The organism is Alteromonas sp. ABH4_457, assembly GCF_056160625.1.
On record NZ_JBSWXN010000003.1, the window covers coordinates 156133 to 183035 of the forward strand.

28 protein-coding genes and 1 pseudogene are annotated in these 26903 nt (G+C 49.3%); 12 read left to right on the forward strand and 17 right to left on the reverse strand.

Annotated elements, in window-relative coordinates; genetic code table 11:
- Nucleotides 1–46 precede the first annotated feature (46 nt).
- Nucleotides 47–667 carry a TetR family transcriptional regulator gene (locus ACXAGR_RS07190; RefSeq protein ID WP_474848983.1) on the forward strand — a complete coding sequence of 207 codons (621 nt, stop codon included), beginning with the start codon at nt 47–49 and terminating at the stop codon, nt 665–667.
- On the opposite strand, the gene ACXAGR_RS07195 is transcribed toward ACXAGR_RS07190, so the two are convergent.
- Together ACXAGR_RS07195 and ACXAGR_RS07200 are read right to left on the reverse strand one after the other, a co-directional pair.
- The gene (locus tag ACXAGR_RS07195) at nt 664–1317 is read right to left on the reverse strand and encodes a DNA-J related domain-containing protein (RefSeq protein ID WP_474848985.1); all 654 of its coding nucleotides are present in this window, start codon (nt 1315–1317) and stop codon (nt 664–666) included. The two genes, ACXAGR_RS07190 and ACXAGR_RS07195, sit on opposite strands and share 4 nt — an antisense overlap.
- Complete coding sequence (locus ACXAGR_RS07200) at nt 1304–1693, reverse strand: YbaN family protein (protein WP_474843672.1); 390 nt, start codon at nt 1691–1693, stop codon at nt 1304–1306. Before ACXAGR_RS07200 ends, ACXAGR_RS07195 begins: the two co-directional genes overlap by 14 nt.
- Before the next feature lie 184 nt (nt 1694–1877).
- Between ACXAGR_RS07200 and ACXAGR_RS07205 the strand changes: the two genes are divergently transcribed.
- From ACXAGR_RS07205 to ACXAGR_RS07220, 4 genes and pseudogenes are all read left to right on the forward strand, one after another.
- The gene (locus ACXAGR_RS07205; protein ID WP_474848987.1) at nt 1878–3914 is read left to right on the forward strand and encodes a marine proteobacterial sortase target protein; all 2037 of its coding nucleotides are present in this window, start codon (nt 1878–1880) and stop codon (nt 3912–3914) included.
- A gap of 12 nt (nt 3915–3926) precedes the next feature.
- Nucleotides 3927–4505: a class GN sortase gene (locus ACXAGR_RS07210; protein ID WP_474848989.1), complete on the forward strand. Its 579-nt coding sequence runs from the start codon at nt 3927–3929 to the stop codon at nt 4503–4505.
- Nucleotides 4506–4530: 25 nt separating this feature from the next.
- Nucleotides 4531–4740, forward strand: a pseudogene (locus ACXAGR_RS07215) (DUF21 domain-containing protein); the annotation flags it as partial.
- A 6-nt stretch (nt 4741–4746) separates the two neighbouring features.
- On the forward strand, nt 4747–5037 hold the full coding sequence (locus tag ACXAGR_RS07220) for a hypothetical protein (RefSeq protein WP_474848991.1): 291 nt from the start codon (nt 4747–4749) through the stop codon (nt 5035–5037).
- A gap of 363 nt (nt 5038–5400) precedes the next feature.
- On the opposite strand, the gene ACXAGR_RS07225 is transcribed toward ACXAGR_RS07220, so the two are convergent.
- The 13 genes from ACXAGR_RS07225 to gmk all read right to left on the reverse strand — a co-directional run bounded on the left by ACXAGR_RS07225 (nt 5401) and on the right by gmk (nt 15991).
- Nucleotides 5401–5559 carry a hypothetical protein gene (locus tag ACXAGR_RS07225; protein WP_349583327.1) on the reverse strand — a complete coding sequence of 53 codons (159 nt, stop codon included), beginning with the start codon at nt 5557–5559 and terminating at the stop codon, nt 5401–5403.
- Between the two features lie 3 nt (nt 5560–5562).
- A complete protein-coding gene (locus ACXAGR_RS07230) occupies nt 5563–5721 on the reverse strand; it encodes a hypothetical protein (protein WP_349583324.1) in 159 nt (52 codons plus the stop codon).
- Between the two features lie 162 nt (nt 5722–5883).
- Nucleotides 5884–7065 (reverse strand): BaiN/RdsA family NAD(P)/FAD-dependent oxidoreductase, encoded by a 1182-nt coding sequence (locus ACXAGR_RS07235; protein ID WP_474848993.1) that lies wholly within the window; start codon nt 7063–7065, stop codon nt 5884–5886.
- A gap of 61 nt (nt 7066–7126) precedes the next feature.
- Nucleotides 7127–7816 carry a helix-turn-helix transcriptional regulator gene (locus ACXAGR_RS07240; RefSeq protein ID WP_474843684.1) on the reverse strand — a complete coding sequence of 230 codons (690 nt, stop codon included), beginning with the start codon at nt 7814–7816 and terminating at the stop codon, nt 7127–7129.
- Between the two features lie 314 nt (nt 7817–8130).
- On the reverse strand, nt 8131–8604 hold the full coding sequence (locus ACXAGR_RS07245) for a redoxin family protein (RefSeq protein WP_474848995.1): 474 nt from the start codon (nt 8602–8604) through the stop codon (nt 8131–8133).
- Nucleotides 8605–8613: 9 nt separating this feature from the next.
- Nucleotides 8614–9372, reverse strand: coding sequence for a class I SAM-dependent methyltransferase (locus tag ACXAGR_RS07250; protein ID WP_474848997.1), 759 nt, complete (start codon nt 9370–9372; stop codon nt 8614–8616).
- Complete coding sequence (recG, locus tag ACXAGR_RS07255; protein WP_474848999.1) at nt 9365–11437, reverse strand: ATP-dependent DNA helicase RecG; 2073 nt, start codon at nt 11435–11437, stop codon at nt 9365–9367. The genes ACXAGR_RS07250 and recG overlap by 8 nt, the downstream gene beginning before the upstream one ends.
- Before the next feature lie 109 nt (nt 11438–11546).
- Complete coding sequence (locus ACXAGR_RS07260; RefSeq protein ID WP_474849001.1) at nt 11547–12161, reverse strand: peroxiredoxin-like family protein; 615 nt, start codon at nt 12159–12161, stop codon at nt 11547–11549.
- Between the two features lie 10 nt (nt 12162–12171).
- A complete protein-coding gene (locus ACXAGR_RS07265; RefSeq protein WP_474849003.1) occupies nt 12172–12300 on the reverse strand; it encodes a hypothetical protein in 129 nt (42 codons plus the stop codon).
- Between the two features lie 16 nt (nt 12301–12316).
- Entirely contained in the window at nt 12317–12703 is a 387-nt protein-coding gene (locus tag ACXAGR_RS07270; protein ID WP_119499765.1) for a RidA family protein, read from the reverse strand.
- Nucleotides 12704–12720: 17 nt separating this feature from the next.
- Complete coding sequence (gene spoT / locus ACXAGR_RS07275; RefSeq protein WP_474849004.1) at nt 12721–14829, reverse strand: bifunctional GTP diphosphokinase/guanosine-3',5'-bis pyrophosphate 3'-pyrophosphohydrolase; 2109 nt, start codon at nt 14827–14829, stop codon at nt 12721–12723.
- Between the two features lie 143 nt (nt 14830–14972).
- Nucleotides 14973–15245, reverse strand: coding sequence for a DNA-directed RNA polymerase subunit omega (gene rpoZ / locus ACXAGR_RS07280; RefSeq protein WP_119499763.1), 273 nt, complete (start codon nt 15243–15245; stop codon nt 14973–14975).
- 107 nt (nt 15246–15352) lie between these two features.
- Nucleotides 15353–15991 carry a guanylate kinase gene (gene gmk / locus ACXAGR_RS07285; RefSeq protein ID WP_474843695.1) on the reverse strand — a complete coding sequence of 213 codons (639 nt, stop codon included), beginning with the start codon at nt 15989–15991 and terminating at the stop codon, nt 15353–15355.
- An 85-nt stretch (nt 15992–16076) separates the two neighbouring features.
- Here gmk and ACXAGR_RS07290 point away from each other — a divergent pair, with 85 nt between their 5' ends.
- Genes ACXAGR_RS07290 through ACXAGR_RS07310 form a run of 5 tightly spaced genes read left to right on the forward strand, consistent with a single transcriptional unit; the run spans nt 16077 to nt 20779 of the window.
- Nucleotides 16077–16748, forward strand: coding sequence for an alpha/beta hydrolase (locus tag ACXAGR_RS07290; protein ID WP_474849006.1), 672 nt, complete (start codon nt 16077–16079; stop codon nt 16746–16748).
- Nucleotides 16749–16766: 18 nt separating this feature from the next.
- Complete coding sequence (hemC, locus tag ACXAGR_RS07295) at nt 16767–17708, forward strand: hydroxymethylbilane synthase (protein WP_474849008.1); 942 nt, start codon at nt 16767–16769, stop codon at nt 17706–17708.
- Nucleotides 17709–17720: 12 nt separating this feature from the next.
- A complete protein-coding gene (locus ACXAGR_RS07300; protein ID WP_474849010.1) occupies nt 17721–18431 on the forward strand; it encodes a uroporphyrinogen-III synthase in 711 nt (236 codons plus the stop codon).
- 3 nt (nt 18432–18434) lie between these two features.
- Entirely contained in the window at nt 18435–19598 is a 1164-nt protein-coding gene (locus ACXAGR_RS07305) for a uroporphyrinogen-III C-methyltransferase (RefSeq protein WP_474849012.1), read from the forward strand.
- A complete protein-coding gene (locus tag ACXAGR_RS07310) occupies nt 19595–20779 on the forward strand; it encodes a heme biosynthesis HemY N-terminal domain-containing protein (protein WP_474843705.1) in 1185 nt (394 codons plus the stop codon). Before ACXAGR_RS07305 ends, ACXAGR_RS07310 begins: the two co-directional genes overlap by 4 nt.
- An 85-nt stretch (nt 20780–20864) precedes the next feature.
- On the opposite strand, the gene ACXAGR_RS07315 is transcribed toward ACXAGR_RS07310, so the two are convergent.
- On the reverse strand, nt 20865–22265 hold the full coding sequence (locus ACXAGR_RS07315; protein ID WP_474849014.1) for an amidohydrolase: 1401 nt from the start codon (nt 22263–22265) through the stop codon (nt 20865–20867).
- Nucleotides 22266–22352: 87 nt separating this feature from the next.
- Nucleotides 22353–24956, reverse strand: a complete 2604-nt coding sequence (locus ACXAGR_RS07320) for a TonB-dependent receptor (protein WP_474849016.1) — start codon at nt 24954–24956, stop codon at nt 22353–22355.
- Between the two features lie 221 nt (nt 24957–25177).
- Between ACXAGR_RS07320 and ACXAGR_RS07325 the strand changes: the two genes are divergently transcribed.
- Both ACXAGR_RS07325 and ACXAGR_RS07330 read left to right on the forward strand, forming a co-directional pair.
- Nucleotides 25178–25720, forward strand: a complete 543-nt coding sequence (locus tag ACXAGR_RS07325) for an RNA polymerase sigma factor (RefSeq protein ID WP_119499754.1) — start codon at nt 25178–25180, stop codon at nt 25718–25720.
- Nucleotides 25717–26856: a FecR family protein gene (locus ACXAGR_RS07330; RefSeq protein ID WP_474843712.1), complete on the forward strand. Its 1140-nt coding sequence runs from the start codon at nt 25717–25719 to the stop codon at nt 26854–26856. Before ACXAGR_RS07325 ends, ACXAGR_RS07330 begins: the two co-directional genes overlap by 4 nt.
- Nucleotides 26857–26903: the final 47 nt, after the last annotated feature.

A 26903-nucleotide genomic window follows, 5' to 3' on the forward strand; every position in this document is an offset into this window, starting at 1 on the left:
AAAGATACGTTCTTGTATGTATGTTGTCAATCTCGCGGAGAATACGATGCGCAGAACAAAAGAAGATGCTGAGCTCACAAAACAGACCATATTAAAGGCCGCTGTCGATGTTTTTACAGAGCGCGGTGTCGCCAAAGCATCCCTTGAAGAAATCGCCCGCAAGGCAGATGTGACAAGGGGTGCCGTGTACTGGCACTTTAAAAACAAAATGGAGATCTTCGATGCGCTCCATGAGAACCTGCATACTCCTTTTATCGAACGGATCATGGAAGGACTGGAAGCTGAACACCCCAATCCTGTCGGTCAGTTACAGGAGTTATGTACGAACATTTTCCTCGATCTCGATCAAGATGAGCAACTACGTAAAACACTTACACTTTTCATGTTAAAATGTGATTACAGTGGTGACTTAAAGTGTAGTCAGGAAAAGCACACTACGGCAAAATACGAAAAGATTCAGGCGTTCTCTGCCTACTACAAACGGGCCATTAAATTAGGCCAGCTGTCTGCGGACATTACACCGGAAGATTACACCCTGGCGATGAACTGTTTTATGCGTGGTATTTTGTCAGAATATCTGGAAGCGCCGGAAGCCTTCGACATCACCACGAAAGCCCCCATCCTGATGAAAATCTATTTCGGCGGATTACGTACCGATAATGTTTAGGCCAGCGGTTCCCGCTTAACCGCACTCAGTAATACTTCACAGGCCCTCACCAGTTCAGCAGCAACGGGATTCTCCCCGCCTTTGTCAGGATGGTGCCTGTGCAGTAAATGACGATACTGTTTCTTTATCAGGCTGCGGGTCAGTCGTATATCCGGTGCGATCTCCAGCACATTGCGTGCTTCATTAATCGTGTTTTCGTCTGCGGACATGTGAATGCCGCTGCCCATTTTGACCCAGAAACTGTCTATCAGCGCATCCACATCTTCTTTGCCGGTGCTGTCAAAATTATCCCAGTTCAGATAATAATCCCGCAGCGGATCCGCCAGTGCCGGGGTTTTTGTTGATTCCGCTAAGGGTTCCAGCCGGATGGCCGTCGTGTGGATGTTCAGTAAGCCCTGCTTTTCCGCCAGCCACTCATCCTGAAGACGGTAAAGACAATGGAACAGAATAAAGTGACAACGGAAAAGCGCCAGGCTGTCGCGCAAAGCGGTTTCATCGAAAAGCGAATACGGTGGTTTTTGTAACAGGCTGATAAGCTCAAATTCGCTGATCCCCGCTTCAAACCGGCTTTGCATCGCATAGAGTGTCAGTTGTAAGTGTCTGAGTGTTGCTTCATGACCAGCGGAGAGTGTCATGTCAGGCTTTGCCATCCGGCAACTCAGGTTCCGGCAGACGCCACAACCAGATAAGCACACACAACATCATGATGTCCGTACCGGCCATCACCCAAACCGGCGTAGCTGTTACTGCCATGATCACCGCTGACAATGACATACCTGCCGTGGCAGCATATTTTGCACTGCGCGGCATACAGCGTCCGTTTCGCCAGTGATGAATTATCGGCCCGGTGACTTTGTGATTGTCCAGCCATAAAGCCAGCGACGGTGAACTGCGGGCCGCCAGCCAGGCAGCAATCAGCACGAAGACCGTTGTCGGCATACCCGGCACGACCACTCCAATAAACCCAAGCGTCAGACTCACACAGGCACCCAGCATTAAACACCACCGGTAAGGTGCTGTTAACATGCTGTTTCTACGGCTAGTCCGGTGCGACATAGATAACTCAGAACCGTGTTGCTGTGTGTAGAGGATTATCTTTCACTTTACTCCATAATTCGCCTGAATTCATTGCTTCTTCGCCACATATCCTCCGCAAGCTTGCCAGATTACGGTGCTGAAATAATCCTACACACCGTAACGGAAGACGCTCATGCTCACGAACCCCAGCCGCCGCTGCCCTGCCCGCAGCCACTTTAATTTGTTGCTGTTGATACTCTTCATGTGGCCGGCTTTTGCTTCGTTTGCTGACACACTACCCCGCTATCAGTCCGGTAATATGATGTTACAAAGCAACAACGCAAACGGGCAGGCCGCTTTACATGTACTCACGGATGCAGATGTTCAGATCAACGGTGTACTGGTGAACGTGACGTACCGGCAGATTTTTAAAAACCAGAGCGACGGGCCGGCCAATGGTGTGTACACCTTTCCGCTGCCGGACAAGGCGGCTGTTACTCATATGACTATCCGTTCCGGCTCACGGGTGATTGAAGGCATTATCAAGCCACGACAGGAAGCCCGGCGCCTTTACCGCGACGCCGTGGTGCAGGGAAAACGGGCTGCACTGACTGAACAGCAGCGCCCCAATTTGTTTACCCAGCAAGTTAGTCATATCGCACCGGGAGAAACCATAGAGGTCACACTGCAATTTCTTGATATTGCAGAGTTCCGCCGGGGCGAATTCTCATGGAGGCTGCCAACAACACTGACACCCAGGTACATGCCGGGTATGAACATGAACAGCCTTGAAACGGAGACCCGGGCAACCACCGGGTATGCAGACCCTGCGGATCTTTTTCCGCCGTTTATTCTGCCGGGCAGTGGAAAGACGAATCCTCTGGCACTCACTATTGCTCTGAACGGTGGCATGCCGCTTACCTCGGTGTATGCACTGTATCATGACATCGATCTGACAAGACAGAACGACAAGTTCACTATCACACTTAAAGAGGGTCATAGTGAAATGGACCGTGATTTTGTGCTTCGCTGGCTCCCGGCCCCTTCTGCAGAACCGGTCGCAGCCCTTTTTACCGAGCAATCCGGTGATGATTATTTTTCCCTGCTAATGGTGATGCCCCCGGCCATCACACAGCCGCAAACGCTGCCCCGCGACATCACATTTGTCATTGATACATCGGGTTCTATGCAGGGACAGTCAATTGTTCAGGCTAAATCCAGTCTGATTGCAGCCATTGATAAACTTAAGGATAACGACCGTTTTAACATCATCGCGTTTAGTGACCGTTTTTCGCTGATGTTCGCAGAGGCAAATTTTGCAACGCTTCCCGCCAGACAAGCGGCGCGGCAATGGGTAAATCAGTTGCAGGCCGATGGCGGCACACAAATGTTACCTGCGCTGACTGCGGCCTTTTCACAGAATGCGCAGAATGAACGCCTCCACCAGGTGGTATTCATTACTGACGGAGCTGTAAGTAACGAGGCGGAGCTGTTCAGCCTGATCAGCAACTTCGCAGGCACATCGCGGTTATTCACAGTGGGGATTGGCTCTGCTCCCAACAGTTACTTCATGCACAAGGCAGCGCAGGCTGGCCGTGGCACCTATGAATTTATTGCCAATCCGCAGGATATTGCCCCGCAGATGAACAGTCTGTTCGCAAAGCTTAACCACAGTGCAGCCAAAAACATCCAGCCGGGCTGGCCGGAAGATGCAGAGGTATATCCTGCAAATACGCCGGATTTGTATCTTAACGAACCCCTGCTGTCTTTTGCCTCCACAAAAACGCCTGTCAGCAGTGTCACCGTAAGCGGTGAAACCGCCAGTCGGCTCTGGTCGCAAACGCTCACGTCATCGGATATGCCGGAGGGTAGCGGCGCCGGCGCACACTGGGCCAGACAAAAAATTGCCCATATTGAAGATGAAGGGCGAAGCGGCTCTCTCAGCGAAGAAGACGTTAAAGACCAAGTGACAGCGGTGGCGTTGCAACACAGTCTGTTGTCCCGCTTTACCTCATTTGTTGCTATCGATCAGTCACCGGTGACTTATGAAAACAGCCCCCGTCCACCGCTTCGTCTGCGGGTAGCGAATCAACTGCCGCAGGGCATGTCACATCAGCAACTGCAATATCCGCAAACCGCCACCACAGCGGAACTGACACTCTGGCTGGGTATACTGTGTATTGTTGCCGGCCTCGCCTTACTGTTCTGGCAACGGATAAAAGCAAGATAAGGCGGCCGTGCAGTGAGGATAAAAGCAAACTTTCTGAAGACCGCACTCCCCGCTCTGCTTCTGGTAACCGGCATTCTGTGTTTTGGCAATACATTATGGATTGCGGCAAAGGCAGTATTAGCGCAACGGCTTATTGCAGATGCATGGGAAGAAACCATGGCAACCGGCCACTCTGTTAAACCCTGGTCATGGTCAGATACCTGGCCCGTGGCCGTACTGACTTTTCCCGGCCACAACCAGCGCCTGTATATGTTGTCGGGGAGTCATGGCAGCAGCCTGGCCTTTGGCCCCGGCCACATAGACGGAACCGCACTGCCCGGGGAAACCGGCACACAGGTGTATTCCGGTCACCGTGACACCCATTTCAACTTTCTGAAACATGTGCAGGCAGGAGATACCTTTCAGATCCAGGACAGCCACGGACAATGGCGTACCTATCGGGTGAGCAAGACCAATATTGTCGATTCACACAACCACCGCTGGTTCATCGAACGGAACAAAGATGAAATCCAGCTTATCACCTGTTATCCGTTTAATGATATGACGCCCAATCCCCGTTTGCGCTTGATTGTACTGGCAGTTCCTGTTTAATACGCTACGATTCCCATATTCTTTCGTGTCGATAAAAATTCCGGTTAACACTATTTGCTTTGCCGGTTTTATTACCATTTTCGGTGAAATCATGCCGCAGGCTTATTTCTCCAGAAATGCCATGCGTATGGCGTCAGTGTTATCACCGGTAATGCGTTTCTATCAGATCATCCTGTACCCCGTTTCCAAGCCCTCCGCATTATTGCTTGATGGCTGGCTGGGCCGCGAAGGCGTTGAGTAGATGCGGGATGAATCTCTGATGTTATCCGAAGTGCTGTGGCACCTGAAAGCACAGGAAACACTGGACGCCCATGACGATGGCACCATCGATGTTGACGTAGTGCTGGTTTGGGGTGCACAACCCCGCATCATCACCGGAGCCGACATTCTTGGCCGCCTGTTAAAAGGCATCAGCGCCGTAACCCCGGCCAGCGTTTCAAAGAATGCGGTTCAGGGCAGCGCCGCCGTTGAAGTTGAGATAGAAACCAAAGCCGAACAGCTCACCACCACCATCAACGAGCCCAAGGCCTGATCGGGTAAAGTCACTATCCCATATCCGGGATGGTGAAAACATTCATCCACTCAAGTATCATAAAACGACTAGAACAATAGACTGAAGTTCAAGCTGATATCGAGATAAAAAAGTGACTTTTAATTTAAAAGTCACTTTTTAAAATGAACACATTATTTCTTGCACAATGATGTGAGAATATTATCTTGAGAGAGTGTATCAAAACTCTAATTGCAATTCAGTTAACTACTAAAGAAAAAATAGTCAACTAACATCAAAGAAATAAAGATAAGAATAAACCAAAAACCTATATTTTCAATTTTTGAATATTTTTTCCACATCGACTTCCCTCTAAATTGACTATATTGATTAGAGTTAAGTAAATCATGGAATATTATGAGTTAGGTCGTAGACTTCTGAACCAAGCCAGCTTCCAAATTGGTTCAAACCTCTTATTCCACTTCCTATACCATAACCTACATAATAGAAAAGACCTTCGCCCCCGGATACGACCAGAATTTCTTCGTTAGTTAAATCTTTCATATTTTAAGGCACCTTATGTAAGCCATCATAAAGTCCTGCGCCAATTTCACTACCGATTCGGTCAAAGGCTCCAGATCCATAACCTGTAATTAATAATGCCCACAGAGCTACAACAATACCTCCGGACACTTCTTCAATTTCAACTTGATTCAATTCAATCATAATAAATTTCCCTATAGTTATCTAACTGAGTATCTCTTTGGCATATTTCGAAAGTTGCCCGGATACGTAATTAACATACCGCAACAACTTATTATGTGTAAGCTGTACCAAAGCCTATATTTTTACTCCCAATATAAAAAGTTAGAACATGCTAAAAAAGAATCAAACATACTGCCCTGCAGCCCAGGCGCTGCTCCAGGCCCACTGGAAGTTGTAGCCACCGAGCCAGCCGGTAACGTCTACCACTTCGCCAATGAAGAATAAGCCTTCGGCTTTCTTACTCATCATGGTTTTCGACGACAGTTCGTCTGTATCTACGCCGCCCAGTGTCACCTCTGCGGTGCGGTAGCCTTCTGTGCCATTGGGCGTGACTTGCCAGTCAGATAAGGTATTGTCGATTTCCGCTATCTGGCTGTGGGTCAGGCGTTTTACCGGTTCGTTAGGCCACTGCCGGGTGTCGATAAAGGTTTGTACCAGCCGTTTGGGATAGAGCTTACTGAGTACCGTAGAGAGTTGCGCGTCGGGTGTATCCTGTTGAGCGGCTGTCAGATATTCAGCGGCGCTCATGGCAGGTTGTAAGTCAATATGCAGGGTGTCCCCCGGATGCCAGTAAGACGATATTTGTAGCATAGACGGGCCGCTTAAACCCCGGTGAGTAAACAGCATCGCTTCGCGGAAAGATGTATCGTTACAACTTGCTGACGTATCGACAGCGATGCCGCTCAATGCTTCCAGCGCCTGCTTGTCTTTGTCGTGCAATGTAAAGGGCACCAGGCCAGCTCGTGTTGGCAGGACTTTCAGGCCGAACTGTTCTGCAATTTTGTAGCCGAATGGCGTAGCGCCAATTTTCGGCATACTCAGACCGCCTGTAGCGATAACCAGGGATTCGCAAACATAATCGCCCAGCGAAGTGCTCAGCGTATAGCCGGCCCCGGTTTTCTCCACACTCAGAATCTCACAGCGGGTAACGATTTCAGCACCGGCTTTATCACATTCTTTTACCAGCATATCTACGATGTCTGATGCGCTGTTATCACAGAACAACTGGCCGAGGGTTTTCTCATGGTAGGGAATGCCGTATTCGCTCACCAGTGAGATGAAGTCCCACTGGGTATAGCGGCTCAGAGCAGATTTGCAGAAATGAGGATTTGCAGACAGAAAATTGGCCGGTTCAGCGTACATGTTGGTGAAATTACACCGTCCGCCGCCGGACATGAGTATTTTACGCCCGACTTTCTTTCCGTGATCCAGCACAGCGACAGCGCGGCCACGCTTACCCGCCTGCGCTGCGCAGAACAATCCGGCAGCGCCCGCACCGATTACAATGACATCTTTCTGGATCACAAACTGACTCCGGCAAATTCAAAAGCCGGATTATAGTGTGCCCGGTAAGATTCTTGAAGCGTCAGGAGTACTCGCTGACGAATTGCTGTGACCAGGAGAGCAACTCAATCCGGTTTCTCGAATGGGTTTTACGGAAAATACTGTATATATGCGTTTTTACCGTATTCACACTGATATGCAGCTGATCAGCGATTTCCTGATTCTGCGAACCCTGTGCCACCAGCTCGATAATGGTCACTTCCCGCTTGGTAAGCTTGGGATGCAGTGCCATTTTATTTAACTCTTTGGGACGGGCAATAGCCGCATTGGCTTTACGGGTTTGTTGCCGTAACCGGCGTAATGCCTCGTTAATAGAGTTGCGTTTAAACCACACATCCATTTTGGCCAGCCGGCGCACACCTTTCAGTAATAATTCAGGTGAGTCAGAGGTATAGAAGGTTCCCTCCACACCCGCAATGATGGCCTCACATTCATCAATATCGCCGTGTTCCAGATTAAAGAGAATCCAGCGGGCAAAGCCCTGATAACGGTAAAACGCTTCCATTTTTTCTTCAGCCTTAGCGGCATCGTAAAAAATGAGGTCCTGATTGGAGGTGGTTTCTAACTGTTCTATAGATGTGAGTTCTGTGATTTCATAACCACAGGTTTGCAAAAGATGCTTGAAAAGGATGACCTGTTCGTCGCTAGCTTCATCTGAAGATAATGATTTGGATATCAGATAGACACCAAACTTCTGGTTTTTGCTCAACATACTTTCCCTCCATGGTTCCGTTTGAGCTGCTCAACTTACCCTGTCAGCATGAGCGCACGGATGATTAATGGTTTCTTCGTGAAGTACCAAATAATCTTCACCTGCAAAGGTATACCGCTCTATTCCTTAAGAATAGCAGAATGGCGCATACTGTACATTAAATGTTGTAAAAAACGCATAAATAGATAGCGCTTACTAAACATTTATAAAATCAATGAATTTCTGGTAGATACAGAACAATAAAGGGAGGGAGATAAGTGATGAAATCGACTAAAGTATTAGTCAACTCCATCATTTGAATGCATTAAGATTATTTACAGGCTGTTAAGCATTGTTTCTGCGTCAGACACCTCAAAACGGCCAGGATCTTCAATATTCAGTTTTACCACCTCACCATCTTCGACCAGCATGGAATAACGCATACTGCGCACACCGCCAAAGTCACTGGTATTCATATCAAGACCAATCGTGCGGGTGAAAAACGCATTACCGTCAGCAAGCATAGTAATTTCTTCCGCGTTCGCTGACTTTCCCCACGCATCCATCACAAAAGCATCATTTACTGAAATGCAGACAATATCATCGACTCCTTTGGCTTTAATCTTGTCAGCAAGGGCGACATAGCCGGGCAGGTGCGCCGCAGAACAGGTCGGGGTGAAAGCGCCGGGTACGGCGAATACTACAACGCGTTTGCCGCCAAATATATCATTGGTGTGCGGGTTGGTTGTCTTGCCATCCTTTAACAAACCAAAGGTTACTTCAGGCAATGTACTGCCAACGTTAATCATACTTCTCTCCTAGTGAGTGGAAATGTACACGTCAAAACGGTGCTTTTTACTGGTGATGGCCATAGCAGGCGGCACATCGGCCAGCGGTTCTGCATACGCGGGACGTTTTACAACAACACGTTTTCCGGCGAGTTCCCTTGCCGGTGCTAACAAACTGTCAGCATCGTCGTCACTGCCCAGTAATTGTTGAAAGACCCGCATCTCTTTCTTTACTAAAGCAGATTTTTTGCGATGTGGAAACATTGGATCAAGATAAACTACATCTATTTGCTCATCCAATGTATTCATACATTCAATACTGTTACCGTGAATCAGCCTGAATTTTTCTTCCATTTCAGGTGCTTGCATAGAAAGGCGGTGCAAGCCGTCGGCCAGTAAAGCCGCGACGACAGGAGAGCGTTCCATCATCACTACACGACAGCCCAGCGACGCCAGCACGAAGGCATCCCGCCCGAGCCCCGGCGTTGCATCCAGAACTACAGGCACTTCCTGACCTTTCACGCCCACCGCTTTGGCAATGGGTTCCTTTTTACCGCCGCCATGTTGCTGGCGATACACGCTGCTACCAGACAGGAAATCCACAAACACGCCCTGCTGCTTTGCTTCGGAAAAATCTTTTACTGCCAGCTTGCCGTCTTCCAGGGTGAGTGCCAGCCCGGCTGGCAGCGTATTCTGCACACTGAACTGCCAGAGCTCTGCAACCCTTTTTAACTGGTTCTGTTGTTCTTCGCTTTGCGTTTCGTCAATAAACACCGGAATGTTATGCATTACCGTATTGTTCCTTAAAGCCAATCCAGCGGTTAATTATCGCCTGAGCATGGCTTGGATAGTCCTGCCACAATTTTTCAGCGATAGCTTGTACCTGAGGCACTAACTGCGCGTCGCGGACGAGATCGGCAATACGCATTTCTGCAATACCGGTTTGCTTTGTCCCCATTAATTCTCCAGGGCCCCGGATTTCTAAATCTTTCTGGGCAATGTAAAAGCCGTCGTTTGATTCACGGAGCACGCCCAGACGTTGCGTCGCTGTTTTGGATAACGGGGCTGAGTACATCAGCACACACTGACTCTCTACCGCGCCACGCCCCACCCTGCCGCGTAACTGGTGCAATTGTGCCAGACCAAGGCGCTCAGGGTTTTCGATAATCATAATACTGGCGTTGGGCACATCCACGCCCACTTCAATAACCGTGGTAGCCACCAGCAAATCCAGCTCACCGCGTTTGAATTCATCCATGACTGCTTGCTTTTCTGCCGGCTTGAGGCGGCCGTGTACCAGCCCGACCCGTAAATCCGGCAAAGCGGTTCTCAGGGTAATAGCAGCATCTTCAGCCGCCTGACACTGCAACACTTCAGATTCGTCAATGAGTGTACACACCCAGTAAGCCTGTCGCCCCTGGTTATGACAGGCTTCATAGACTCTGGCAATGACATCCCCTCTGCGGGTATCAGGAAGCACAACCGTGGTTACCGGTGAACGGCCGGGGGGCAGCTCATCAATCACGGACGTATCAAGATCTGCATAGGCTGTCATCGCCAGCGTTCTGGGAATAGGCGTGGCCGTCATAATCAACTGATGGGGGAAGCGCCCCTGCTTTTCACCTTTTTCCCTTAACGCCAGACGCTGATGTACACCAAAGCGGTGCTGTTCATCCACGATGACCAGTGCCAGTTGCTGATATTCCACCTGCTCCTGGAATATGGCATGCGTGCCCACCAGCATTTGTATTTCACCGGACGCCAGACGTGTCAGTACTTCCTGCCGGGCCTTACCTTTCAATTTACCGGCCAGCCAGCCTACTTCGATGCCCAGTGGTGACAGCCAGTCACGGAAGTTGCTGGCATGCTGCTCAGCCAGCAGTTCTGTAGGTGCCATCAGGGCAACCTGATAACCGGCACCGATCGCGGATAGCGCAGCAAGCGCTGCCACCAGAGTTTTCCCTGAGCCCACATCTCCCTGCACCAGCCGCATCATCGGGCAATTCATGGCCATGTCTTTCTGAATGTCGTTGACTACCCGCTGCTGTGCGCCGGTGGGCGAAAACGGCAGATTACCCAGTAGCTGGTCAATCAGAGACTGATTAATCTGAATGGCGATACCCGGCTGGGCCTGTGCCTGTTGACGCACCTTCAGTACGCTCAGGTGGTGTGCCAGTAATTCCTCGAGAATAAGACGCTTCTGCGCGGGGTGCCGGCCTTCTTCTATCATTTCCAGCGGAACATCCGGTGGCGGACGGTGAACGAGCTTCAGAGCATCTGCCAGCAACACTTGTCCTTCATACATGCCTTGCGGTAGCAGATCGCTTAATGCGCCTTTCTCCAGCAGTTTAAGCGCCTGATCGGTGAGGCTGCGCAGCGTGAGCTGCTTAACACCTTCTGTGGTGGGATAAACCGGGGTCAGAGTATCTTCTGTTTCGCCGTCGTCTTCGCCGATGAGAGCAAATTCAGGGTGCATCATCTCCAGCCCCCATTTACCCGTCCGGATTTCGCCAAAACAACGCACTTCGTTGCCAGGCGTCATCATGGTGCGCTGAACCGCGCCGAAATGGAAAAAACGAAGCGTGATGGTGCCCGTACCATCAGACACCTTCACCACAAACATGCGTTTTTTGCCGTACTGAATGTCGGCGGTTTTTACCTCACCCTGAATACTCACGTGAGTAAACGGCTTACAATCTTCAATCTCGTAAACCTGGGTGCGGTCTTCATAACGGGATGGCAGATGAAAAAGGACATCCTGTACGGTGTGCAGACCTATTTTTGTTAACTTCTCAGCCACCTTTGCGCCGACGCCTTTCAACGTGGTAATGGGTGTTTGAGCGAGTGACTGCATGATAATTAAGGCATATTTATTTGCGGATAGGCGCAGTGTAAGCCATTCATACCAGGTTTGCGAGGGGCTGCCGGTTCAGGTCCGGCAGCCCTTGTAAGAAAAGACAGGTTTATTTGGCAATTGCCTCTGCTGCAGCAAGGATCAATGCCGGAGATGGCCGTACTTTATAATCAGGGTTAACGTAGCTGAACTGAATTTTACCTTCAGTATCGACGATGAACACAGCAGGTGCCGGCAGGACGGGCTTTCCTGTCTCATCGGTTGTCAGGGCGATGCCATGGCCTTTGTAACGCTTTGCTGTTTCATCATCCACATAATAGCTGATCCCGAACGCATTCAGGGCGTTCAGTTTTGCATCAGACAACAGCCTTGCTGCAAATTCACTTTCAAGCTTTTGTGACGTTAACTGCTCTAATGACTGGGGTGAAATTGCCAGGATCTGATAGCCAAGATCTGATAAAGGCTTTTCGATATCCTTCAGGCCCGCCAGTTGACGGTTACAATACGGGCACCAGCCGCCGCGATAGAACAACACCACTGACGGCTTTTGCATCAGCAGCGCTTTTAAACTGAACGGCGCACCACCTGTATCAGATACCACTACATCGGGCACTGTCATGCCTTCCAGTAAAGGACGAACTTCATCCGGGGACTTTGACGGCATTGCTGCCGCGAACACCTGCCCGCCGGCAACAATAAGTAACAACATAAAAATTAAGCGCATAACACTCTCCTCAGGTTTTGAATTTAAAGAGACCTGCGCCTGTAGCGTTATCTTTCAAACTATTTTCATTTCCGGAGATAAACAGTGAAATCGTCCGTCCTTCAGGCATAAAAAAACCGCAACTATGTGCGGTTTTCATATTTATACCTGTGAAATCACTCAGGCAATTCCATGATGCCGTCGATTTCAATTTGCGATGCTTTTGGCAGTTCTTTCACGCCAATGGCGGCACGGGCCGGATAAGGCTTAGTGAAATATTGCGCCATGATTTCGTTTACCGTGGCGAAATGAGACAGATCCGGCAGGAAGATATTTACCTTAACCAAATCGTTGATAGTACCGCCAGCAGCTTCACAAACCGCTTTTACGTTTTCGAAAACCTGTTTAGCCTGTTCGGAAAAATCGTCAGATACGATTTCCATGGTTTCCGGGTTCAGCGGGATCTGGCCAGACAAATAAACGGTGGTGCCTGCTTTAACTGCCTGACTGTATGTGCCGATCGCCTGTGGCGCTTTATCGGTCTGAATAATTGCTTTAGCCATGTTGAATCCTGTGTAAATTAGTGTCGGGATTGACTGTGACGCGAGACCTTCTGCACTTCTGACATGGTTCTGATCTTCTTCATAATTCGCGCCAGATGCACGCGGTTATGTGTCGTTAATTCAATATCGATGAAATAAATATTACTTTCTTTTTCTTCTGTCTGGAGCCCAATAATGTTGGAATCGCAGCTGGAAATCATATTGGTCAGATTCGCCAGTGTACCCTGGTGATTGTACAGTTCAATACGCAGCGAAGCCTTAAATTCGCCCTGTGGCGTATCGTCCCACTGCATGGGAAGCACACGCTGAGGCTCTTCTTTAGCCAGTTTACGGATATTTTTACAACCTGTCTGGTGAATCGTCATGCCACGGCCCGGGCTGAGTACCGCCACAATTTCATCATCAGGAATAGGATGGCAGCAGCGGGCATAGTGCACCAGCAGGCCTTCTGTACCGCGGATAGCCACATTGCCTTTCTTATCAGGGATCTCTGCCGATTCACCCAGCAGGCGCCGGGCAACAATGGCGCTCAGTTCATTACCCAGACCAATATCTGTCAGCAAATCTTCGAAGGTTTGATGTTTGGTTTCCGCAACCACCCGGTCGATATCTTCCTGACTGATATCATCCAGTTTCACTGTACCGAGCGCATGACGAAGCAGACGGTTACCCATATTCACCGCTTCCTGCGAATGCTGTCTGCGCAGATACTGGCGGATGCGGGTACGGGCTCGGGCGCTGACCACAAAGTTCAGCCAGTTAGCATTCGGCTTGGCTTTCGGCGAGGTAATAATTTCTACCGTCTGGCCGTTTTCCAGCGGCTTACTCAGGCTGTAGTTACGACGCTCTACCCGCACACCCACGCAAGTGTTACCAATGTCCGAATGAACGGCATAGGCGAAGTCTACGGCAGTGGCGCCCATGGGCAGCTCGATAATACGGCCGTCCGGCGTGAATACGTAAATCTCTTCAGGGAATAAGTCTGTTTTCACCGACTCGATAAATTCAAAACTGGAACTGGCGCTCTGCTGCAGCTCAAGTAACGACTGCATCCATTTACGGGCACGAAGCTGGGCTGTTGTGTCACTGTCACCCGGTTCCTTGTACAGCCAGTGGGCTGCGACCCCTTTATCTGCCATCTGATCCATGGCCAGTGTACGTATCTGTACTTCCACCGGAATACCGTGAGGACCAATTAACGACGTGTGCAGCGACTGATAACCGTTGGTGCGCGGAATCGCGATGTAATCTTTGAAGCGTGTTTCGATGGGCTTGTACAGGCTGTGCATGGCACCCAGCGAGCGATAACAGTTGTCCACACTTTCAACCACAATACGGAATGCATAGATGTCCATTACTTCGTTGAACATCAGCTCCTTATTCTTCATTTTGCGGTAAATTGAATACAGATGCTTTTCGCGGCCGATGACATCGCCTTCAATTTTGTGCTCGCCGAGACGGGTAGCCAGTTCCTGACGGATGTTATCGATAATTTCTTTGCGGTTACCGCGGGCTTGTTTCACCGCAGACTTCAGGGCACGGTGACGCATGGGATACATAGCCTGAAAACCAAGATCTTCCAGCTCGTTCTTAATATCGTGGATACCCAGACGATGGGCAATCGGCGCATAGATTTCCAGCGTCTCACGGGCAATACGGCGTCGCTTATCGGGACGCAGCGCCCCTAACGTACGCATATTGTGAGTGCGATCGGCCAGCTTGATGAGGATCACGCGGATGTCCTGCACCATCGCCATCATCATCTTACGGAAGTTCTCTGCCTGTGCTTCCTGCTTGCTGCTGAACGCAATTTTGTCCAGCTTACTTACCCCTTCCACCAGCTCGGCAACAGTATCGCCAAAGGCTTCAGCCAGATCTTCCTGGTTGTAGTGGGTGTCCTCAATCACGTCGTGCAGCAGCGCAGCCATCAACGTTTCGTGATCAAGATGCATATCAGCCAGAATACCGGCCACAGCAACAGGGTGAGTAATGTAGGGATCGCCACTGGATCGCATCTGTCCGTCATGGGCTTCATGAGCTAAAACAAAGCTGTCCTGTACCAGCTGAACCCTTTCTGCTGACAGATACTCAGAGATTTTTTGTTTTAAACCCTCGAATAAATACACGTGTAGACAACTTTCCTGCGAATAAAGCCAATAGAAACAGAATAATGAAGTATTGTAGGGAATGCCAATAGCAAAACGCCAGTGAACCCGATTAAAAGCTCACTGGCGTTTGTATAGTCTGAATGACAGCAGCGATCCGCTGATTATTGCTCAGACAGGATGTTCGCTACAGAAGCGAAATCCGCGCTTTCTTGTCTTTCCTGATCACGCAGATCATCTTGATCCAGCGTATCGGCAGTAACCAGGCCTTCTTCGATTTCGCGTAAAGCGGTAACCGTCGGCTTATCGTTTTGCACATCAACCTGTGCTTCTTTACCTTCGGTTGCCAGCTGGCGAGCACGTCGTGCTGCAACCAGTACGAGGTCAAAGCGGTTACCAACTTTATCAACGGCGTCTTCTACAGTTACGCGTGCCATGTATCTCTCCGAAAATGAATAAAAGCGTAAAACTCAAAATGGCCGCGCAGTATACAACACATGCCTTTCAAGTCCTAGTATTTTGTAGGTTTAATCAGCAAGATCTTTTACGATCCCACCAGATCAGCAATCAGTGCTTTGTGACGTAGTTGCTGCTTAACAGTACGCTGGCGCCGAGAACACACAATGGCTTCTAATTCTGCCAGCGCCACAGAGAAATCATCATTCACCAGTACGTAGTCAAATTCAGCATAATGAGACATCTCAGATACCGCTTCCTGCATGCGTCCTTCAATAACGCTGTCTGAGTCCTGCCCGCGGTTTGTCAGCCGTTGGCGCAGCACTTCTGTAGAAGGCGGCAGGATGAAAATGCCACAGGTATCCGGCATGATTTTTTTCACCTGACGGGCACCCTGCCAGTCGATATCTAAGAACACATCAATACCGCGGTGCAAAGTTTGCTCAATGGTCACACGGGACGTGCCGTAGTAGTTACCGAACACCTCAGCATATTCGAAGAACACGCCCTGCTCGATGAGCGCTTCAAACTGCTCATGACTGACAAAATGATAATGTACGCCGTCGACTTCTCCGGGCCGTGGCTTACGGGTGGTGTGAGAAACTGACACCTGCATGGGATATTGTTGATTTCCGTCATGCTTTTCCAGCAATGCTTTAATTAAACTGGACTTTCCCGCACCTGAAGGGGCTGCGAGAATAAACAAATTACCAAGTAGAGAAGCCATAATCTTGCTTTTTGTCATCATGTTGTGGTGATTTCAGACGGCAATGGTAGCATAGCGCTAAGAATTGAGTAACAGAAGCGACATTATGAAAGAAGCCTTATTACCCTACGTAGAAGCAAATACGGGCGCCAACCCGCAGGCTTGTGTTATCTGGCTGCACGGTTTAGGTGACTCCGGACACGGCTTTGCCCCTATTGTCCCCGAACTGCAGATACCGGCGGCTCTTCCAGTGCGTTTTCTGTTTCCTCATGCGCCGGAGCGTCCGGTAACCATTAACGGCGGTATGCGTATGCGTGCCTGGTACGACATTAAAACCATGGATCTCGATAACCGCGCTGATGAAGCCGGCGTCATCGAATCTGCAGAGATGGTAAATGCACTACTTGAAGCCCAGCATGAAGCAGGCTTCCGGTATGAAAAAATGGTACTGGCCGGCTTTTCTCAGGGCGGTGTGATTGCCCTACACCTGGGCACCCGTCTGCGGCATAAAATTGCAGGCATCATGGCGCTGTCTACCTACATGTGCAAACCGGGCAAGCTGGCAGAAGAAGCCAGTGACGTCAACAAGTCTACGCCGGTGATGATGGCCCATGGCATCCATGACGAAGTGGTGCCGGCTTCGCTGGGCAAAATGGCTCATACCGCACTTGAAGACAATGGTTTTTCAGCGACCTGGCAAACCTATCCTATGCAACATAATGTATGTGTGCAGGAAATACAGGATATCAGCCGCTGGCTGCAAACTGTGCTCGACTAAGCTTTTCAGGATTTACCCATGAGTGAACAACCCGTTTCCCGAACTACCATCCGTATTGCCACCCGCAAAAGTGCGCTGGCCTTATGGCAGGCAGATTATGTTAAAGAACAACTGCTGATGGCCCACCCCGGCCTGCACGTAGAACTGGTGCCCATGAGCACCCAGGGCGATAAGATTCTCGATACGCCGCTGGCCAAAATTGGCGGTAAAGGCCTGTTTATCAAAGAGCTGGAAGTGGCCATGCTGGAAGGCCGTGCAGACATTGCAGTACACAGCATGAAAGATGTGCCGGTAGAATTTCCCGAAGGCTTTGGTTTACACGCTATTTGTCCCAGGGAGAATCCCTTCGATGCTTTTGTGTCGAATACCGCTACCAGCATTGATGATTTGCCTCAGGGTGCGGTCGTGGGCACGTCCAGCCTGCGCCGTCAGTGCCAGTTACGTAAATATCGTCCTGACATAAAGATTAAAGACTTACGGGGCAACGTGAATACCCGCCTCGCGAAGCTGGATAACGGCGAATACGATGCCATCATTCTCGCCGCCGCCGGACTTATCCGCCTGGGGATGCAGGACCGCATCAACCATGAATTGTCTCCCGAGCTGTCTTTACCGGCGGTAGGCCAGGGCGCTGTCGGCATAGAATGCCGCAACGACGACATCGAACTGATTGCCCTGCTCGGTGCGCTCAACCACGCAGATACCGCAGACCGGGTTTACGCCGAGCGTGCCATGAATACCCGTCTGGAAGGCGGCTGTCAGGTACCCATCGGCAGTTTTGCCACACTGGCCAACGACACCATCACACTGACCGGTATGGTCGGCAGCGTCGACGGCGCAACCTTACTGTATGCATCTGCAACCGGACATCGCGAACGGGCAGAAGCTCTGGGTGTGGAAGTGGCAGAATCGTTACTGTCACAGGGTGCCGGCGAGATCTTAAGCGCCCTGCACGACTAATCATTTTAACCTATGATATTGATTACCCGCCCTGAGCAGAAGCTGGCGAAAAGTGTCGCAGCCTTTCGCCTGGCGGGTATTTCATGTTCTGGTGTCGCCCCGCTGACCATCACTTCATGCGAAGAAGAACGTAGCCGTCTTGCACATCATCTTGCAACGCAGCCTGCAGATTACATCATCGTTACCAGTGCTTTTGCCGCGCAGTTGTTATCTGCGTTACCGCTGTCAGCATTGCCCTCCCGCTGGTTTGCGGTAGGCACATCAACCGCCAGGGTGCTTGAGGAGTATGGCCTGTCTGTAGCAGTACCGGAGCAGCAAAATTCAGAAGGTTTATTGGCGTTATCACAACTCAATAGTGCAAACCGGCGACAAATCGTTATTATTAAAGGGCAAGGTGGTCGAACCACTTTGCGGGACACGCTCTTATTGCAGCAAAACCACGTAGAAGAATTTGCGGTCTACCAGCGCCTGTTGCTGGAAAAACCTATACAAACAGATGATTGGCAGTGGCCACAGATTACAGGCATAGTGGCAACCAGCGGCGAAATGGCAGAGCAGCTGTTTCGCGTTTATGATACTAACATGTTGCGAAAGCAACGCTGGCTGACCGTCAGCGACAGAGTAGCAGCACAAATCAGCGCCTCAGGTGCAACGCAGGTTGCCGTTTGCAGTGACGCCAGTGACAACACGCTATGTGCGTGGATAAAGGAAAATTGGGAGTAAACCATGGCTGACAACGATAAACACAATACGGATTCCACACTGGTGTTGCCTGAAGAAAAAGACATCACGCCGTCGTCAACGGCATCCGGCAAAGACAAGGCCGGCGCTGAAACCACTACCAAACATCCGTCCCACGCCGGCTTATGGATTGTCATTATCCTCACCTTGTTGATTGCAGCCGGTACCGCAGCGGCGGGCTACTGGTTTCTGTGGCAAAAAGACAGTGGTCAGAGCGCACTGGCAGACGAGCAGTCGGCGCAAAAGGCAATACTGGGCAACCTGAACGATGAAAATGCGCAACTCCAGCGTCAGCTTATCGAACTGGAAAAAAGTAAGCAGGCACTTGCCGGCACGGTGAACAGCCTGACGGAAAAAACAGAGTCCCTGCAACTGCAAACCGAACAACTGCTATCACAATTAGGTGAAATGGAAGGCCGCCGCCCGTCAGACTGGTTGCTGGCTGAAGCGGATTATCTGGTGCGCATGGCCGGCCGTAAAGTGTGGCTTGAACAGGATACAGATACCGCAGTGCTGCTGCTTGAAAATGCCGACCAGCGTTTAAAAGAGCTTTCCGATCCGTCAGTGATCCCGGTGCGCGGGCTGATTGCACAGGACATTCAGACACTGCGTCAGGTTAACCGCACGGACACCGTTAAACTTGCATTAACCCTGTCAGGTTTCCTGTCTCAGGTAGACGCGCTGCCGTTAAAAACCTTCACCCGTCCGGATGAAAATACAGGCAAGGAAGCGCTGTCTGAATCGGTAGACGACTGGAAAAGTAATCTGGCGAAAGTCTGGCATTCTATTGTTGACGATTTTATTTCAGTACGACGCACTGATGCGCCTGTTGCACCCATGATGACTGCTGAAGAAATGTGGCTGTACAAAGAGCAGCTTAAACTGCAAATCATGCAGGCACAGTCTGCTGCTATGAGCGGTGAAGACAATCTGTATCAACAGTCGGTTGCAAACGCTAAAGCCCTGCTGAATGATAAATTTGATACTGATGCACCGGAAATTAATGGCGCACTGTCTACCCTGGATGCTCTTGGTGAAGCCAACGTTCAGGAAAACCTGCCGGAAGAACTCAGTGCTATGGCCCCGCTTCAACGCTTGCTGGAATCCCGCGTTAATGCCGCTTACGGCAAAGGAGAGGCAGCACAATGAAACGGTTAGTGTATGCAATTCTGCTGGTTATAGCGGTACTTGCCGCAATGTTAATTGCGCCGCAGGTTATTGGCGACAAAGGCTATGTGCTGATTTCCATGGGTCAGTTACACATTGAAATGTCAGTTGTCAGCCTGTGTATTACCGTTTTTTTCAGTCTGCTGGCTTTGTGGATCATCTGGCGGTTACTTTCCCGCACTCTCGGGTTATTTAAAGGCTCAAGACAATGGTTTGGCGGACTTTCCCGCCGTAAGCGCCAGCGACGCTTTTACAATGGTCTTCAGTTAATGGTTGAAGGCGATTTCATCGCGGCGAAAAAAGCACTGCAGGATACCACTGACGGCGATTTCGACGGCGTGAATTTTCTGGCTGCTGCACAGGTGGCCAAGGCGCTGAACGAACCGGAACGGGTACGATATTTACTGGACCGCGCTGCAGAGTTTAACAACGCTAAAGTAGCCGCCCATGTTGCGCTCGCAAGGCTCGATCTCGAACAGGGACACCAGCAGGATGCACTGGACAAGCTGAACGGACTGGATGAAAAAGCGCAGAAGAATCCGCAGGTTATCCGGCTTAAGGCCCGTGCTATGGGTGAACTGGGTCAGTGGCAGTCACTGGAAGAAGTATTGCCGCAATGGCGCAAACCATTAAAAGACGATTACGTACTGTGGGCGCAGAAAATAGCGAAAGGAAAGTTTGCTGAAATTGCCAGCAAGCAAGGTGCCAATGCACTGAAGCAACACTGGGAAAACATGCCCCGCAAAGCCCGTGCAGATAACGCGTACCGTGCTGCTTACGCTCAGCAATTGCTGGAACAGGGCATGCACAAAGAAGCAGAAACCTGTCTGGTTGAATGGCAGAAGAAAGGCCCGGATCCAATTTTGCTTCCCTACATGGCACAAATCAGTATTCCTAATCCGGCAAATGCAATCCGCGCACTGGAACAGTGGATAAAACACGACGACACAAACCCTGTTCTGTTTTCCTGCCTGGGTCAGTTAGCGCTGAACGCCGGCGACGATATTCTTGCAGAGAAAGTGCTGCTAAAAGCCATCAAACTACATGAAAACCAGCAGGATCTCATTGCACTGGCAGAAATCCGCGAGCGCAAGCAGGATGCCACCGGCGCCCTTGCCATGTACAAACGTAGTATGGAAGTCAGTCAGAACGCGCTGGTGTAAATAATTCGTAGCGGAAAATAAAAGCCCCGCGCAGTCTTGCGATTCCGGCGGGGCATCATAAGAGAAGTAAACAGAAGCCTGCAATCTATAAAACAGGCTTATTCTGTGCCTTTAAAGCCTGCTTTATTTTGTTGCTAAATTCAGTTGCTCTTTTAACGATATCGCTCTCGTCTACAGTAAGAACATTCCTGTCTTTCATCAGCAATTTACCTTCCACAATGCTGTGTCTTACATTTGTCGCGTAAGCTGAATACACAAGCACAGAGTAAGGATTATAAACAGGCGTCATATTGGGCGATTTGGTATCAATCACGATGATATCTGCCCGTTTGCTTTTCTCCAGAGAGCCAATCTCATTTTCCATATTCAGCACTTTCGCACTGCCTGAGGTTGCCATTTTTATCACTTCGACGGCTGGCATATTAGTCCGGTCATTCGTCCATAACTTGTGAAGTTTTGCTACCTGATTAAACTCATCAATTAAGCTCAGTGTGTTGCCTGACATCGGGCCGTCAGTGCCCAGACCAACATCAACGCCCTGTTTCAGCATTTCTGTCACCGGCGCCACGCCTTTTGCTGATTTGATGTTTGCACTCATATTATGCGCTACACCAACATGATGCTTTTTAAGAAGGGCAATATCCTGATTGCTCACTCTGATGACGTGGGCCCCTATCAGATTATTGTTAAGCACACCGATACTTTCTAAATAGGCCACCGGAGATAATCCGCCACTGCGCTCAGCAATCACCTCCTCCTCCCTTTCAGACTCAGCAAGATGCGTCAGTACAGGCACACCGAATTCTTCAGAAAGTGCTGAAATTTTCTGCAAAGTGCCGGTGGTATTCGTGTATGGAGCGTGAGGCGCAAAAGCGGGAGTAATTCGCGGATGATCCGCATAGCTTTTAATGAAATTAACCACATAATCAATTCCTTCTTCTGCGGTTTTAGCATCGGCCTGAGGGTATTGGATCACGGTTTGGCCTAAAACAGCGCGCATACCAATTTCGTCCACAGCCTTTGCGACTTCATCTTCAAAATAGTACATATCCGCATAAGTGGTCACGCCACCTTTAAGCATTTCAACATTACCGAGCTCAGCACCTAACCTTACCATTTCACGGGAAACAAATTGCTTCTCAAGAGGAAACATATACTTATGCAGCCGGTCAGGCACGTCATCACCCAGTGAACGCAATAAGGACATTGAGGCATGAGTATGTGTGTTGATAAACCCTGGCAAAACCAGATCACCGTCCACATCCAGGACAGTGCCGGCACGGTAATCTGATGCTTTTTCTTGTGGACCGACAGCCACGATACGCCCGTTTTTAACAGCCACAAAACCGGATTCATACTCTGTCAAAGCACTGTCCATAGAGAGGATATGCCCACGGGTAATAAGAATATCGACTGATTGCGCCGCTGATGCAGACAATGAAGCGCCGATAAGTGAGACAAGTGTAATAACGCGGGTAAATTTCATAAGAAAACACCTTACGGGGAGATGAAAAAGGTTGTACTGCTACGGGGGCTGACCCGGCAGTACAACCATCAGAGAGTGATCAACAGATTAGAATTTCACCTTAACGTCGGCTCCCCAGGTTCTGCCCTGATTCACCACACCGGCAAGGTTATTTATCGTCACGCCACCAATTAACGCTGTTTCATCTGTGATGTTACGGCCGTAACCTGCAACTTCCACATCATAATTGTCGACCATGAACAGGTAGCCAACCCGCACGCCGCCTTCAAGGTAAGGGTCCTGTCTCATTTCCAGTGCATCAATAAGTGAGAACCGCACTTCACTGGCATAGGACCAGTCGGTGTAGAGGTATAACTCACCATCGCCAAGTTCGGTGCTGTAGCGCATAGTGAAATTACCAATCCACTCAGGTGCCCGCGGAAGAGAAAGACCGTCAACGCTAATCAGCCCATTTTCATCCACCGGGTTCAACACTGTACAGAAACTACAGGTTGAGATAGCTACGTTCTCATCCTTAATTTCAGTGTTGTTGTAGCTGACCCCTAACGTTGTAAGCAGGTCAGAAGTGATAGCGTATTCGCCCTCAAATTCAAACCCGTAGCCTACTGTCTTATCAACATTAACTAACTCTTTGGCAGCCCCTTCATCAAAAGATGATTGAGCCGTTAACTGTTGATCGTTCATCTGGAAGTAAAACAGATTGAAGTTTACCCGTGCTGCATTGTCCAGCAGGTCTGATTTAGCACCCACTTCTACCGAGTGAATAACTTCTGAGTCTGCAACACTGAGTTTAGGGTCGCTGCCACTGACAACACGGCCCTGAATACTTGGTGCTCTGAACCCCTTTGCCAGCCTGGCATACAGATTAGTGTCATCCGAATACTGATACATTGCGCTCAAGTCCCAGCTGATAGCAGAATCTTTCGTGTCAGCATACATAGGGTCAAAAAACTCACCGTCGCTGGCGGTCGAGATGATTCGCTGAGAGAAATAGTCTTTCTTATCTTTAGAATACCGGATACCCGCAGTCACACTGGTTTTGTCATTGACTTCGTAATCACCGGAGGCGAACACAGCCCATGCATCAGTTTTCTGGTTCTGGGTCAGATACCGCTTTAAGCTGCCGTCTTCGTTGTAGTGGAAGGTGTCGATATCCAGATCTTCTGTGAAGAAGAACACACCAGCCTGATAATCAAACGCACCCAACTCGTTTGAAGCCATTCTCAACTCCTGAGTGAACTGGCTGTGGTCAGGAATACCGTCGGCACTTTCAACTGAGAAAGAAGGAACAGTGCCCAATTCGCCGGTGTAGCCGGAAGGATCAGCAAAACTACTTACCCGGTAACCACCATCGACATCGGCCTGTGAGTACATTTCCACAGTTTCATAGCCCGTTACAGAGGTAAACGTGTAATCAGTCGTGAAATATTCCAATTTCATACTTCCGCCCTCGGTTTTCACCGTTTGCGTAGCACGTTGCGCGGCATCGTGATAAACCACATTGCGGTCGAAACCATCAACGAAGTCGTTGGTTCCGGGCTTTATTGCACTGGCTCTGAACACCGTGGGCGTACCATCCAAATCACGGGTGTGGTAGTTAAATAACGCCGAGAACTGACCGTTTGGCTCGTAGAGCACCTGCACTTTGGCAGCTCGATCGTCATAACCGCCCAGAATATCGTTTTGTTCAAAACCCGGCGCACGGGTATCAATATAGTCTGAACGCGTCTGGTTAAGTAAAGACACACGCACAGACACAGTGTCTGTCAGGCCACCGCTAATAGCACCATGGGTAGACAATGTGTCCAGAGACGAATAAGACGCGCTGATATAACCTTCGAAATCCTGCGTAGGACGGTTCGAAGTGAACTTTACCAGTCCTGCAGGTGTGTTACGTCCAAACAACGTACCCTGAGGACCCCGTAACACTTCAACACTCTCCACATCAAAGACGGGGAAACCTTTTAAAAGCGGGTTCTCCTGAACCACATCATCAGTGATCAATGATACCGGCTGAGAGGCATTTACATCATAATCCTGATTGCCCAGACCGCGAATATAAAAGCGGGGGAAAGAACGGCCAAACGAAGATTCAATTTTCAGACTTGGAATGCGGGCTGACATGAAACGGATATCGTCACCGGCGGTCGACGCACTTTCAATCAGGTCACGCTTCATGACAGAAACGGAAACCGGTACTTCCTGTAAATTTTGAGTACGGCGTTGTGCGGTAACGGTAATGTTCTCAACCTTTCCCTTACTTGTTTTGCTAACGGCCCCGCTATTCGCTTCGGCTGGCTGCGCAGAGGCGTCAGTAGACGCTGCGGGCTTTTTTCCCTCAACGGTTTCATCCACATTTTTCTTTTCAATAGCGATGGTTTTCTTATTGATATAGCGATAACTAAGCGCAGTCCCTTCCAGGAGCTTATTAAAAGCAGCTTCTTCGCTATACGTTCCGGAAAATGCTTCAGTTGTCAGGCCGTCTGCAACATTGGAGAAGAAAACAATCTGCTTTCCATATTGTTTTGCGATGCTCTGCAAAGCCCGGTCCAGCGGAACCTGCCCCACCGTAACCTGTAACTGCTCCTGATTTTCAATATTCTCTGCAGCAACGCCAAAGCTGCCGGCCAGTGACAGCATCACTGACAAGACGACTGGCTTCTTCTTAAATTTGGGGACACGAGTTCTCATGCTTGTATTTCCTATATCCGTACTACATATAATTATCATTGGCTTCGTTGCGAAGCCTTTATTTATGCGGGCAGAAAACCCACTAATAAATAAAGAGTGTGAAAGTGCTGGATTTAGGTACTTATTTTTTTTATCTTGAAACTTCCGCGAAGTTTTAATCTGATTTTGATAAGTATTAATTCATCTTCCCCTCTTAATTCCGGCACAAGACATCTTTCTCTATGGGCAACCACACTGCGACGAATAAAAAGAGTAAATGCAGCAGCTTTGTAAAAGGGCTCTACGACAGTTCTTATAAGGAACTGTTTGCCTTCTTCATGCGTCGTTCGAATAACAATCAGCAGGCTCAGGATTTTTCGCAGGAGACTTACCTGCGGCTGATGAATGTAGAAAGAAAAGATCTCATAGAACAACCCAAAGCCTACTTGTTTCGTATTGCCGCAAATCTTGTGCATGAAATGCGTTCAAAGAATGAGCGGATTGCTCAAAATGAAACACCTCTTACTGATGGTCTGGAAAATTTTCCCGGCAATGAAGACCCTCACCTGCAACTTGAGCGGCAGAAAGCTATACAAGAACTGGAGAAAATACTAGTTACACTTCCACCTGTTTATCAGTCAGTATTACTGCTGAGGAAGCGCGATGGCCTTAATCATGCGGAAATTGCAGAAAAACTGGGAATTTCTATTCACACCGTCAGAAAATACTTAACCCGTGCTATGACAGAATGTCGCAAAGCGCAAATTGCGAGTGATGCATCATGAATATGGTTAAACAATCTAATTCTCTGATCATTGAACAAGCTAGCTACTGGGCGGTATTGCTGGACGATGGAGAACTGAGCGAAAAAGATCGCCGTGAACTGACGCACTGGTTGCTGATGGGACCTGCTCACGTGGAGGAATTTATCCACGCATGCGTGTTGCTGGATCTGATGTCAGATGTTGATCAGGGTAAAAAGTTATCCGTCGACAAATTACTCGCTCAGGTAGAATCAGCAGCGGGCAGTAAGGTGACTCCTATCACTCAACATCAGAACCTAACCAGTAATAATTCGGATCACGAAACGTCCGGACGCCCCCGGAAAACCCGCTGGCTTCCGGTTGCTGCCTGTCTGCTGGCTGGTGCTATTTTCGCTTATCAGATGCTGCCGGTTGAAAGCGCTGGCGAAACGCCTGTCGCGCAAAATCAGCCTGTACAATACAAAACATCACTGGGCGAGCAAAGAAGCATCACGCTGGAAGATGGCTCGATTATCTACCTGAACACGCTGACTGCTGTAGATATTAACTATACGCAGAAATACAGAAACATCGTCCTGCATCAGGGAGAAGCAATTTTCAAAGTTGCACATAATCCTCAAAAGCCCTTCAGGGTCTGGGTTAACGACACAATGTTTCAGGCGCTGGGCACCGAATTTAACGTCCGCAGTGAACCCGGAAGTGTTGCATTGACGGTGCTTACCGGAGAAGTCGCACTGGCAAGAGAAGCGAAAAAAGAACAGCTGATTCCGTTTCGCTCCACCGGTATAAAACTGACTGACTTTACTGCACCGGACTTAACGAAAGACAGGCCTCTGCTGGTGACTGTGGGACAAAAAGCTGTGCTTCAGGACAATGGCAATATTCATACAGAAGCATCGGTAGATGTAGCCAGAGAGACGTCGTGGAAATCCAGAGAAATGATTTTCCGGAACGACCGTTTAGATAACGTAGTTCGCGAATTTAATCGCTATAATGCTTTGCAGGTCACCATCGCCTCTGCGGACTTATCAGGTATGTCTGTAACCGGTGTATTTGAAACCAATGACCCGATGTCTCTGCTGAATTTTTTAGAAAGTTCAGGCAAAGCAAGAATCGAAAAAACAGATATAAACAAAGTTACGGTGTATGACCGTTAACGGTTGGTGTAAACAGCACCTCATCAAGTTCCCCGCTCTTTGGTTAG